Annotated in this window: 10 protein-coding genes; 7 read left to right on the top strand and 3 right to left on the bottom strand. The window is 40.3% G+C overall.

What is annotated here, in order from left to right; translation table 11 throughout:
- Positions 1-3 precede the first annotated feature (3 nt).
- A complete protein-coding gene (gene rfbD / locus ABD772_RS10440) occupies positions 4-861 on the bottom strand; it encodes a dTDP-4-dehydrorhamnose reductase (protein ID WP_345103664.1) in 858 nt (285 codons plus the stop codon).
- A gap of 154 nt (positions 862-1,015) precedes the next feature.
- Here rfbD and ABD772_RS10435 point away from each other — a divergent pair, with 154 nt between their 5' ends.
- From ABD772_RS10435 to ABD772_RS10415, 5 genes are read left to right on the top strand one after another with little or no spacing between them, the layout of a single operon-like run.
- On the top strand, positions 1,016-2,281 hold the full coding sequence (locus ABD772_RS10435; protein ID WP_345103661.1) for an oligosaccharide flippase family protein: 1,266 nt from the start codon (positions 1,016-1,018) through the stop codon (positions 2,279-2,281).
- Positions 2,274-3,203 (top strand): glycosyltransferase family 2 protein, encoded by a 930-nt coding sequence (locus ABD772_RS10430; RefSeq protein ID WP_345103658.1) that lies wholly within the window; start codon positions 2,274-2,276, stop codon positions 3,201-3,203. Before ABD772_RS10435 ends, ABD772_RS10430 begins: the two co-directional genes overlap by 8 nt.
- A 12-nt stretch (positions 3,204-3,215) precedes the next feature.
- Positions 3,216-4,619 (top strand): O-antigen ligase family protein, encoded by a 1,404-nt coding sequence (locus tag ABD772_RS10425; protein ID WP_345103655.1) that lies wholly within the window; start codon positions 3,216-3,218, stop codon positions 4,617-4,619.
- Entirely contained in the window at positions 4,597-5,304 is a 708-nt protein-coding gene (locus tag ABD772_RS10420) for an acyltransferase (protein ID WP_345103653.1), read from the top strand. Before ABD772_RS10425 ends, ABD772_RS10420 begins: the two co-directional genes overlap by 23 nt.
- Entirely contained in the window at positions 5,297-6,421 is a 1,125-nt protein-coding gene (locus ABD772_RS10415) for a glycosyltransferase family 4 protein (RefSeq protein ID WP_345103650.1), read from the top strand. Before ABD772_RS10420 ends, ABD772_RS10415 begins: the two co-directional genes overlap by 8 nt.
- Here the strand turns inward: ABD772_RS10415 and ABD772_RS10410 are convergent.
- Positions 6,418-7,521 (bottom strand): glycosyltransferase, encoded by a 1,104-nt coding sequence (locus ABD772_RS10410; RefSeq protein WP_345103648.1) that lies wholly within the window; start codon positions 7,519-7,521, stop codon positions 6,418-6,420. The genes ABD772_RS10415 and ABD772_RS10410 overlap by 4 nt on opposite strands.
- A gap of 12 nt (positions 7,522-7,533) precedes the next feature.
- Positions 7,534-8,475: an SDR family oxidoreductase gene (locus ABD772_RS10405; protein ID WP_345103645.1), complete on the bottom strand. Its 942-nt coding sequence runs from the start codon at positions 8,473-8,475 to the stop codon at positions 7,534-7,536.
- A gap of 349 nt (positions 8,476-8,824) precedes the next feature.
- Here ABD772_RS10405 and ABD772_RS10400 point away from each other — a divergent pair, with 349 nt between their 5' ends.
- Together ABD772_RS10400 and ABD772_RS10395 are read left to right on the top strand one after the other, a co-directional pair.
- The gene (locus ABD772_RS10400) at positions 8,825-10,057 is read left to right on the top strand and encodes a glycosyltransferase family 4 protein (protein WP_345103642.1); all 1,233 of its coding nucleotides are present in this window, start codon (positions 8,825-8,827) and stop codon (positions 10,055-10,057) included.
- Positions 10,058-10,205: 148 nt separating this feature from the next.
- Positions 10,206-12,485, top strand: coding sequence for an SLBB domain-containing protein (locus tag ABD772_RS10395; protein WP_345103639.1), 2,280 nt, complete (start codon positions 10,206-10,208; stop codon positions 12,483-12,485).

The following is a 12,485-nucleotide window of genomic DNA, read 5'->3' as shown; positions in this document are numbered from 1 at the left end:
TTTTTATTGTTGAATTCTGCCTATGCAAGTTACCAGGCTATCCCTCCAATACGGGATTTCAATATTAAATGTTTGCTTAACTTTGCTTTTATCCATAACCGAGTAACTTGGGCGTTTGGCGCGCGTGGGATACTGGTCGGTACGTATAGGGTTAGCTTTTACTTTAACACCCGAAATATCAAATATTGCACGCGCAAAATCAAACCATGAGGTTACGCCCTCATTGCTGTAATGATAAGTTCCGTAGGCTTGACTACTGCTGTTTACAATCGTGAAAATAAACTTAGCCAGGTCGATAGCGTAAGTTGGCGTACCTACCTGGTCGGCAATAATATTAAGTTCATCGCGCTCTGCACCTAACTTAAGCATAGTTTTAGCAAAATTATTGGCATACTCAGAGTACAGCCACCCGGTGCGGATGATAAAATGTTCATTTAAAACTTCGGCTACGGCTAACTCGCCATCTAATTTGGTTTGGCCGTAAACTCCAATTGGTTTTGCCTCGTCAGCTTCGGTGAGCGGATGGGCTACGTCGCCTCCAAATACAAAATCTGTCGAAATATGAATCATTACAGAGCCATGGGCTTTGCATTTTATCGCCAGATTTTCGGCCCCGGTTACATTTATTTTATGAGCCGTCCCGGCGTCGTCTTCGGCTTTGTCTACAGCGGTATAAGCTGCACAGTTAACCACGTAAGCCGGCTTATGCTTACTAAATATCTTTTCCAGGCTTTCTGTATCGAGGATATCGGCCTCGGCCTCTGGCAAAAAAATAACATTATCAATGTTGTTTAACTCAACAACGTTTTTGATACACCGCCCCAATTGACCCGAAGCGCCAAAAACTATAATGCTATTCATGCAGAGATATCAATGTTTCAACCAGCCACGAAGTTATCAATTATTTATCGCCCACAAAACAAAGCATATAACTCAATTATGATATAGCGTGGCAACCAGCCGGTATATTTTGTAATTAAATACGTTAAATTTGTTTAACAATAACCTGCTGAATTTGAAACAACGTATATCCAATGCTTATCATCAGTTAAGAAAAACCAATATTCTGGCTAATTTTTTTAACCTCGGCAGCATCCAGATCTCCAATATATTGTTGTTGTTACTTACTATAAGGCTTATCACAGGTGTTGTAGGCATTGAAGAATTTGGCATAGTGATGTTTGCCAACCGCGTGGCGCAGTTTGCGGGTATAGCTATCAATTTCGGCACTAATCAGTCGGCGGTTAGGGACACTGCTTCTAACCTTGATAATCCGCAGCAATTAGCCTCTGTTTTTTATAATACCATCTGGATACGGGCTCTGGTTTTCATCGCAACCCTGACATTGCTGTTATGTCTGCATAATGCAGGGATCCCCTACTACAACACCATATTAATGGCTATGCCCATTGTATTGGCTGAAGTGTTTAACCCGCTTTGTTTTTTTATCGGCATTGAAAAGCTAAAGGTGTTTAACGTATATAATCTGATATTCAACGCAATTGCGGTACTGGCTTTAGTATGCTTTATCAAAGGCCCGGCCGACGCCAATTGGATAAATTTTATTTTAGGAGCCGGCAATGTAATTACTTATGTAGGCTTATTGATTTATTTACTAAGGCTGTATAAGCTATCGTTCAGATTGCCAGTCAGGAATGAAATAATGGTATTGTTAAAAGCCAATTTTCATCTTACTGTTAACAATGTGTCGGTTAACCTGCAGCAATCGGTCATTGTATTTGCGTTGGCCAATTGGGGTTCAGCTTATATTTTAGGTGCCTATACCTTATGCGACCGCGTAATTGGCCAATGCCGCAATTTGCTTATCACACTTTCCAATGCTATTTATCCAAACGCCGTTCATGCTTATAATGCCGACAAAGCACACTGGCACACCTATCGCCGTAAAACAAAATACTTATTAGCGGGCGCTTTTTTTGTAGCGGCTATTTTACTGTTTGCCCTGGCCGATTTTATTATTTGCCCCATACTTTCAAATCAGCCTAATCCTACCGCCGTATTATTCCTGCGCATTATGGCTTTTGTGCCACTGGTATCAGCATTTAATGTACTAAACGTGCTTGACCAGCTTTTAAAAAATAATACGGTTTATATATTCAGAATTGCCACCATTTTACTGGTATTGGCGCTGGCTTTGGCCTTTATGGTAGTCCTGACAAAAAATCAACTGTTAATTGGTGCTTTTACATTAATAATAGAACTGGCTGCCTTGCTAATGTATGAGTACTGTATAAAAAAACCTGCTTTACAAGATGCCTAAACCGGTAGCACTGATATTATTAAACTGGAACACGCCGGCACACACCGCAAACTGTATTGCATCGTTAAAGCAATATTGCAGTGAGCAGCTGTTTGATATTATTGTTGCAGATAATGGCTCGACAGATAACTCGCTTGATAGGTTAAAGTCGCAGTATCCTGACGTTATTTATATTGACAATAAAGAAAACCTCGGCTTTGCAGAAGGCAATAACCGGGCGATGAGATATGCCATTGAAAAAGGTTATATGTATTCGCTGTTGATCAATACAGATACTTTGGTTGATGAGGATGTGGTAATCAAATTGAGTGGGCATCTGGATAACCATACAAACGCTGCCGCAGTACAGCCGGCCATTTACTGGATGCATAACCGCACCATGATCTGGAATGGCAAAGGCAGCTTTAATAAATTAACGGGTAACACACCTTCATCGACAAAATTGCCTGATGCGTCATCGGCTCATAATTTTGAACTGGCCGATTGGGTGACCGGCTGTTGCGTGCTTTTCAGAAACTCGGCTTTGCAACAAAGCGGCCTGCTAAACAAGCGGTTCTTTTTGTATTATGAGGATGTCGATCTATCCTTTCGCCTGCGCGAATGCGGTTATGACTTACACTATCTGCCCGGTTGCAAAATATATCATGAAGCTGGTGCTTCGGCGACAGTTAAAAAGAAGGAAGGTAATTTAAGCCCGGTTATCCACTACTACATCTGCCGGAATCATATCTGGATATTGCGCCGCTATGGTAAGCCTGTGTTATACCCTGTTAATCTGCTGTATAACGGTGCATATTATCTTGCCTTACTGGCCTATTTTATCTTACGCGGACGAAAACAGAAAGCCGGGTTTTTAATTAAAGGCGTTAAAGACGGATTTTTCACGGCAAAAAACCTAATTTGGAACCCAAGTAACTACTAACCGATATCAGGAATGTTTATTTTCCCGCTCATTTTTATTATCTCGTTTTTCTTTGCTTTAAGAGAGATTTATAACGGGAATACAAGCGGGGTGCTTATTTTCATGATCTTCGGGTTATCCATGTACACCACGGCCATGTCGGTTACGTTTTTGTACGGGTTAAAAGATATCATTCCCATCCTTCAGTCGTTTAAAGAATTGATGATCATCCTGGTGCTTATCCTTAATTTATTTGCACTGCGACGAATCCCCCGGTTCCATTTGTTGGACTACCTGATACTGTTTTTTTTTGGTTACCTGCTTGTCTACGCTTTACTGCCCATTGGCGGACAAAGCTTTTTTAGCCGGTTAACTGCGCTCAAAAGCATGTCTTTTTATATTGTTGTATATTTTGCAGGGCGATTGTTTGACCCGAAGAAAGTATACATTAACAAGTACTTTAGTTTCTTTATATTATTGGCCATTGGCGCAGCAATAGTTTTAGCGCTTGAGGTAGCAGCAAAAAGCCCGCTGCAGTTTCATTCAGGATACTTTGACTATGCTTATTATTTTTTTAATCTGGAGGCCACCGGTCCATATGGGCTAGCGACAACCTTTGCCTCTGGTGGGGGATATATCAGGTTTGCGAGTTTTTTTACTAACCCACTCGAACATGCCGCCGCGGCTATAATTTCATTATCCGTTATTTTATCTTTATACACTGCTGATAATAATAAATTCAGGATTAACAACATAGGATTACTGGGTTTATGCGCAACCGCTATGTCTGTCATATTTGCGCTATCGCGTGCACCATTGGCAAGCTATTTTTTGGTGATTTACATTTATGCGCTGGTAACCAAACGCAAGCTTATTGTTAACACCGTCCATTTAATATTTGCAATTGGGGCTGCCTATGTGATTTATTTGTTTGCACAATTTGAAAACAACCATACAGGGCTTATTGCTGTTTTATTGAACACCATTGATTTTAGCGACCCTTCAAGTGTTGGGCACCTTGTTCAATGGGCAACTGGTATTCTGTCCATTGGTCAGCATCCTTTGGGTTTAGGCATGGGAAGCTCTGGTCGTGTGGCGGCCAGCTTGAACGAAAGTGTAGGTGGCGAAAACCAATTTATTATTGTGGGTGTACAGGCCGGCATAATTGCTTTACTTTTAGATTTTATAATATTTATTATGTTTATACGGATAAGTTATAAATGGCTTAACTTATTAAAGGGAAAAGAAAGGAAGCTTTGTATAGCGGTCTTTCTGATAAAAGTTGGATTTTTCATCCCTACATTAACATCCGAGTTAGAGTCGTCAACTTATTTGTCATATATGAACTGGTTTTTATCGGGCTTATTAATAGCTGTGATCATGCAAATAAAGCCTCCACAAACATTACCGGCATATGATTATAGAGAAATTAATTAGAAAGCTAAAAAACGATCCGCATTATAAATGGGACAGTGCTTACTCGGTGAAAGACTTGCTGAGTGTGAGTTGGGTGCGTTCCTTCCAGATGCTAAGAGGATGGCTTTTAAAGCCATTTTTAAAAAGCTCGACCGGATTAGTGTTTGTGGGTACACGTGTTAAAGTCAGGCATGGCTATCAGCTATCAGTCGGTAAAAACCTGATATTGGATGACAATGTAAGCATCAATGCACTGTCGACCGATGGCATCCAAATGGGCGATCATGTTTCTATTGCCCGGGGTTCTATCCTATTCTGCACAGGTGTTATTGCTCAAAAAGGCAAAGGGATAACCATCGGTAACCGTACGGGTATAGGCGCCCACGCATTCCTGGCTGGTCAAGGCGGTATAATTATTGGCGATGATGTTATTACCGGACCAAATGTCCAGATATTTTCAGAGAATCATAATTTCTCAGATCCCGCGCAAACCATCAAACAACAAGGTGTTACCAAACAAACCACCATTATTGGCAATAATTGCTGGATAGGCGGCAGCGTTACTATCCTGGCCGGTGTTATTATTGGCGATGGTTGTGTAATCGCTGCGGGTAGCGTGGTCACTAAATCTGTTCCGGTTAATTCGGTTGTAGCCGGTGTACCTGCAAAAGTGATTAAAAACAGAGAAACGCTTAACAATGTCTAAGCCTTTGACCATAGCAGTAGATATACGCGACCTCCGGATTGCCAAAACCGGCACGCGCACCTACCTGGAAGAGTTATGCAAAGAGTTTAAACAATTGGAAAGTTCCGAAATCAGGTTTAAGTTCCTGGATACTACCGTTCCGGTTTATACCGGCCCTAACCGTATACTTAAACTGATTGAGCATGCCAGATACCAATTATGGAAACAACTTATACTGCCGCTTAAAGCCCTTTTTAATGGCTGTCATATTATTTTTTGCACCGATAATTTTGTACCAATAATACATCTTGGTTACAAAACAATACCTGTTTTTCACGATGCTTTCTTTTTTGAGATGCCTGAAAATTATGGAAAACTGTGGCTATGGATGTATAATAAAACTGCCATACCCGCGGCCCGTCGGTCGCTTTTAGTTATTACGCCTACTCATTATGCCAAAAAGCAGATCAGCCATTATACACAGATACCTGAAAGCAAACTGGCCGTTGTTTATGAAGGCCCTAAAACCCTGCCGGACATTGGTGCCGACGCAGATAAGTTGCTAAAATCGTTATCAATTAGTAAAAGTGAATATTTGCTACATGTAGGGTCAATGTTTAAGCGTAAAAATATTGTCGCCTTGATACAAGCTTTTGGAAAGATTAAGGCTGATAGCAGCTATGAACATTTAAAATTGGTTTTGGCGGGCCCCATTCCTAACCGACAAGAAAGCGATCACTATGAAATACTGCAAGCCATAGAAACAGCAAATTTGCAGCCCTATGTGGTGATGACGGGCTATTTATCAGACAATAATCTGAGCTTATTGTACAAAAATGCTTTAATGTATGTGTTTCCATCGATAAACGAGGGCTTTGGGATACCTGTTTTAGAGGCTTTTAAAAATGATTTACCAGTGCTGGTAGCTAACAACACCTGTTTACCTGAGGTCGGCGGTGAAGCCGTATTACAATTTGATCCGTTCGATATTGATGATATATATCAAAAAATAAAGTCTGTGGCTATCGACGAAGAATTAAGATCAGACCTTGTTAAGAAAGGCCGCGCACGATTGCAGAAGTTTTCCTGGCGGAATACCGCCTTGCAGTTGATAGAAATATTTAAAAAAGCTATTTAACTATTAGCAAATAATTCCAGGTGTTCGTCGGCCACCTTATCCCAGTTAAACACGCTTAGTGCCCGGATGCAAGCTTTTTGGGCAAGAGCCTTCATGTCGTCATAGTGCTCTTCGCAAAAGTTAATTTGCTCAGTTAAAGAATTAATATCACCTTTTTTAAACATTCGCGCGGTGTCCTGAACGGCGTATCGGTTTTCTTCAATATCGCTGACAATGAGGGGTACATTCAACCCCATAACAGTCAATATCACCGGCGACAGCCCCTCAACATCAGATGGCTGTATATAGCAATAAGCATTACGCATCAATATATTGGTATCGTCGCCATAAACAAACCCGGGGAAAATAACCCGATCATTAGCCATGGCTATAATTTCCTGCTCATAAGATGATGGATTAGGTGAGCCACCTATCAAAGCAAGCTTTTTGTTGGAGACAGAATTCTTGAAGGCGGGTATTAAATAATGCAAACCTTTATCGGGTATAAAGCGGCCGACAAAAAGATAATATTCTCCTTTTAGCAAGTTAAATTTTGATAACACATCCCCATTTTCTGCCGGAACTTCGACCTCGCTACCAAACGGAATAAATTTATATTGCCTTTTAAACTTATCCTCAAAAAGCTTTTTGGCTATTACGTTATCAAATATGACCTCGTTGGGCAGGTAAGCCGTTATGAATGCCGAAATTTTTAAGTATAGCTTAGCGTACCAGGTCCATTTATCGCGTTTCCAATCAACACCGTCCTGGCTTATAAATACTTTTTTGCCAAACAGACGCAATGGCAGCGCCCAGATACTGTTACCGCCATTCTGAATATGTACAATATCTGCAGTATTATTTACAATGATATCCCAGGTACATTTGAAGGAGTGCAAAAGGGTATCAAAACCGGTTTTTTCAGAAGTAGAGAATGTCTTTATTTTAACGCCTTTGTATTCATCAACATCAATAAAAGCATCTTTATATCGCCGGTTGTACGCAATAACGGCATGCCCTTTAGCAACTATTCTGGGAAAAAGTTCAAGTGCAAACTTATCTGCCCCGGCGGCGCCCTTTGCAGGCGGCATAGACCGGAAACCAAATGCTGCGATACGCATTACGAAGAAGGTTTATAAAATAATTTTTTCTTTAACTAAAGAAATGTTCTCCTGTTGCAGATATTCTGTATAATAATCGTGGATATATTCTTTGAGAGCCGTCTTCCATTCGCGCATAATATTCATGCTTCTTAATTCCAGCTTCTTGTTGACCAGTCTTTCAGACGGAGGTCTTGGCGCAAAATAGGTTTCATTGAAATAGCTCGAAGACACCTCGTGCAAGGTAACTTCGTCGCTAAGCCCTAAAATATTAACTATTTCTTCAGCAACTTCATACCGGCTGGTTTCGCCATTACAAACCATGTTATAAAGCCCCCAATATTCACGCTCAAGCAGTAACTTGACATTTTTTGCGAAATCAACGGTAAATGTTGGCGTACCATCTTTGTCATTTACAATATGAAGCTCACGTTTACCATTTACCAATTGCTTGATTATCTTGCTAATAAATTTTTTGTCTTTTTCAGGCCCTCCGCCCATCATCCAGCCTGCACGGCAAATAATGTAACGGGTGGCATTTTCACGAACATAACGCTCGCCCATATACTTTGAGCGGGCATAATGGCCAAGGGGGTTAGGTTCATCCCAATCGTCATAAAAATCCTTGTTACCATCAAATATGCCGGCAGTACTTATATAAAGCACCGGGATATTTAATTTATTGGCAATAAAAACTGCATTTTCAACCGAGGTGGTGTTTGTAAGATAAGTATCGTCAACATTCAACTCGCAATATTCCAGATCGGTATGTGCGCCTAAATGAAACAGAAAATCGGGTTTAAAGGCCTCAACATCTTTACGGTAAGCCTCGAAGTTGCGGAAATCAAGAAAACCAAGCCATTGTTCATTTACATCTTTGTCTGTACACTTAATGTCGTAGTCATCCTTAAAAATGCGATAAAATGCTTCACCAAGCATTCCACCGGCACCGGCAATGTAGATTTTTTTCTTCATATAAACGTTAAACCATAATGGCTACATTTGGTAGATGTTGCTATTCGTTATAGGTATGTTTACTAAACTTCAACTTCCAAAACTAACCTTTTTTTAGGTCACTTGCAGCATGTTTTAAAAAAAACCATTATCTTATAATTAAAAGAACGATGATACATTTGATTTTTTCTTCCTACCGTTGCATATGTTTGTCTCTAAACAGATCTAAAAATTTAAATCAATAATTTTTACACTCTTTTATTATTTGATATATGTAATGACATATAATACGTCCATATTTGAATTTTGTTTGCATATCCAGTAAATAGATGCTACTATTTGCCTTCATCTTCAAATAAATTAGTTATAAATGAATATCCTTGTTGTGAACTGGACCTGGTACCCGAGCGGCGGCGACTGGACTTATGTTGAAAGCATAGTAGATCTTTATCAGCAAAAGGGCCACCGTGTCATACCATTTTCGATGAAAGATGACAGGAATTTCGAAACGCCTTACGCTGCGTACTTTATCGAAAACATCGACTATAAAAAAATAAATCAGCGCAGTATAACAGCGGGCATCAAAGTAATAACAAAAAGTATTTATTCAACCGAGGCTCAAAAAAAACTGGAACGATTGTTATCTACTGTAAAAATAGATTTTGCACATATAAATGTTATTCACCATTACATCACCCCGACCATATTAAAAATATTAAAAGGCAGAAATATCCCTATTATATGGACACTGCATGAGTATACCCCTATTTGTCCTGAAAGCACCTTTATAAGTCACGATGATATTTGCGAACGGTGCATTGGCGGTGCTTTTTATAACTGTGTTACGCATTCATGTAAAAAGGGCTCGTATCTGGCAAGTACAGTAGCCGCTTTAGAAAATTATGTACACCGTTATTTAGACTATTATGCATTTGTAGACCACTTTATTTGCCCTTCGGTATTTGTTTATAATAAGTTTAAGCAATTCAATTTCCACACCAATAAACTTGTGCAGCTATATCATGGCTATGATTATACTGAAATTGGTGCTGCAAAGCAAAAAAGCAAGCTAACCGGCGAACGGTACATTGTTTTTGTTGGCAGGCTCGAAAAAATAAAAGGGGCCCATACGGTGTTGAACGCTATAAAATGCTGCCCTGGCATTAATTTAAAAATAATTGGCACAGGCACCCAAGAAATGGCTTTAAAAGAATTCAAAGAAAAATACAAGCTATCCAATGTTACCTTCGAAGGAAAAAAAAGCAAAAAGGATACTTTGCAAATTATAAATGAAGCTGAGTTTTTGATATGCGCCTCAGAGTGGTACGAGGTTTTAGGATTTACGGTGGTCGAAGCTATGGCTTTAGGCAAACCCGTTATAGGATCTGCTATCGGGGCTATACCCGAAATGGTGATTCATAATAGCACAGGGCTGCTGTTTGAGCCAGGCGATTATAAACAATTGGCCACGTTGATAGAAGAGCTATATAATAATGCCTTGCAAATTGAAAAAATGGGTAAAAATGCCCAACTACATATAAATACATTAATTGATACCGAAAAACATTTTGAAGGCCTGCAAAAACTAATTCCGGGTTTGTAAGTTCTAACAGGTTATGTTAGCATAACTCCAGACTGATATAATATTTTATATTTGCATACTACTTACATCAACATCATTTTTAATGCGACTTAAATACCTACTCTATATATTTCTGACATTTACTTTTATTGCATCTTCGCAGGTATCGATGGCACAGAAATTATCAATGAGCGATGTCTCGAATTTTAATCCGAGCCAGTTGACGGATGAACAAATCATTCAATATTGGGGACAAGCAAGGGCCGCGGGATTAAGTGAAAAAGATATCTATACTGCCTTACAAAAAAAAGGAATGTCGCCAGATGATATTGCGGTGATTAAACAACGTGTTACATTATTAGGTCTGGGCGACAAACCCGCCTCGAAAAAAACAATTTCCGGTGTAAGCAAAGAAAACAATCTGACAAGAAACATAGCTGATACTATCGTTAAGCCCAAACCCCAGAAAAAGGAACCCGTAACTCCAGCCGCCCCTAAGCCACTTGAGATCTACGGCATGAAACTATTTTCTCAGGCTGACCTCAATTTCAAGCCTGATTTCTCAATCGCTACGCCTAAAAGTTATGTGCTTGGCCCCGGCGACCAGGTGATTGTAATTTTAACCGGGTTGAATGAGACTACACTACAGCCCAAAATAAGCCCTGACGGTAATTTATTATTGCCTTATGCGGGCCTGGTATATCTTAACGGTTTTACTATTGAACAAGCCACCAGTATTATAAAGGCTAAAATGGCTAAAGTGTATCCGGCTTTAAGAAGCGGACAAACGCAACTTGCGATAAATCTGGGTAGCACGCGCAGCATACATGTAACCGTTAATGGCGAAGCTCATACCCCCGGCAATTTCACTGTATCGTCTTTTACGACGTTGTTTAATGTGTTGTATAACGCGGGTGGGCCAAACAATAACGGCTCTTTAAGATATATAGAACTGATCAGAAATAACAAACTATATAAAACGGTCGACCTTTATGATTTCCTGCAAAATGGTATACAGAGCGGCAATGTCCGTTTAGAAGACCAGGACGTTATACATATACCGGTTTATAAGAAAAGAGTGGGTATATCAGGCGAGGTAAAAAGCCCTTACCTATTTGAGCTGAAGAATAATGAAACTTTGGAAGATTTGATTAAATACGCCGGCGGCTTTACTGAGTTAGCGTATAAAGGAGTGGCTAAGGTTGATCAGATCAATGAGCTTCAACATGAGGTTAAAGATGTTCCTGCCAACTTGTTTTCTAATTACGTACCTCACAACGGCGACATGATTACTATTGGCGCAGTAGCTAACAGATACACCAACCGTATTGTATTGAGCGGCGCCGTTTATCGCCCGGGGACTTATGAGCTAAGGGCCGGTTTCACCTTAGCACAACTCTTAAAAGATGCCCAAGGGTTGAAACCCGAAGCCTATGTAGAAAGGGGCTATATCAATAGAACGCTTCCAAATCTGGAAAAAGAAATCATTTCGTTTAACCCAGGTGATATAATAGCCGGCAAAAATGATGTCCCCCTTTTGCGCGAAGATTCTGTGTTTATTCTTGACCGTACTTTATTTGTTTCGACACAAAGTGTCACTGTGGGCGGCTATGTCAAAAGCCCGATAACATTCATTTATCGGAATGGCTTGAAACTAGGCGACGCTATAGCAATGGCGGGCGGCTTTGCTGATGAGGCGGCTGAGCATCATGTCGAAATATCGCGTATAATTAACAACAAATCTGATAGTGTAGCTAATCAACTGGTGCGCACATTTACTGTTGATATGACCAGTGAGGCTAATCAAAACCTGGAGCTTGAGCCTATGGATATTATTAATGTACCACGCCTGGTGAACTATCGATCATTAGGTAGCGTGATTGTGAAAGGCGAAGTTGCATTCCCGGGCAGCTACCCGGTACAAAAGCGTGATGAAACTGCACTTGAATTTTTGGCAAGGGCAGGAGGCGTAACACCATACGGATCTCTTGAAAATACGCAGGTTTATCGCGGTGGTGTCAGGGTAAATCTTGATCTTTCAGCAACGCACCGCCCTTCAGCAGCCGAGCGTAATAAAATGATCCTTTTACCAGGTGATAGCATTTATGTACCACGGGTTATATCGTATGTTGAAGTTGCCGGAGCTGTCAATAATCCTCAATATATTAATTATAAAGGCCGGCGCTTCAAGTATTACATCAATGCTGCAGCAGGTACAACTCAAAATGCAAGGCTAAAAGGCGCTTATATCCAGTATCCCGACGGTTTGAATCAACCGGTCAAACATTTTCTGTTCTTTAGGATATACCCTGAGGTAAAACCGGGCAGCCGAATCGTAGTTCCGGAAAAGCAGGTGGATTCACCGTTTAAAATAGGTATAAGCGACATCGGAGGAATAGCTACCGCGCTAACCGCAATTGTAAGTATTATAGCTATTCTGCATAAATAA

This window comes from Mucilaginibacter panaciglaebae, from assembly GCF_039539265.1.
GTDB lineage: Bacteria > Bacteroidota > Bacteroidia > Sphingobacteriales > Sphingobacteriaceae > Mucilaginibacter > Mucilaginibacter panaciglaebae.
The sequence above is the reverse complement of the archived record's forward strand: the minus strand, read 5'-3'. Positions and strand labels throughout refer to the sequence as shown.

Coding starts and splice junctions, on each gene's coding strand:
- rfbD (WP_345103664.1), bottom strand. CDS start 861: ATGAATAGCATTATAGTTTTTGGCGCTTCGGGTCAATTGGGGCGGTGT.
- ABD772_RS10430 (WP_345103658.1), top strand. CDS start 2,274: ATGCCTAAACCGGTAGCACTGATATTATTAAACTGGAACACGCCGGCA.
- ABD772_RS10425 (WP_345103655.1), top strand. CDS start 3,216: ATGTTTATTTTCCCGCTCATTTTTATTATCTCGTTTTTCTTTGCTTTA.
- ABD772_RS10420 (WP_345103653.1), top strand. CDS start 4,597: ATGATTATAGAGAAATTAATTAGAAAGCTAAAAAACGATCCGCATTAT.
- ABD772_RS10415 (WP_345103650.1), top strand. CDS start 5,297: ATGTCTAAGCCTTTGACCATAGCAGTAGATATACGCGACCTCCGGATT.
- ABD772_RS10410 (WP_345103648.1), bottom strand. CDS start 7,521: ATGCGTATCGCAGCATTTGGTTTCCGGTCTATGCCGCCTGCAAAGGGC.
- ABD772_RS10405 (WP_345103645.1), bottom strand. CDS start 8,475: ATGAAGAAAAAAATCTACATTGCCGGTGCCGGTGGAATGCTTGGTGAA.
- ABD772_RS10400 (WP_345103642.1), top strand. CDS start 8,825: ATGAATATCCTTGTTGTGAACTGGACCTGGTACCCGAGCGGCGGCGAC.
- ABD772_RS10395 (WP_345103639.1), top strand. CDS start 10,206: ATGGCACAGAAATTATCAATGAGCGATGTCTCGAATTTTAATCCGAGC.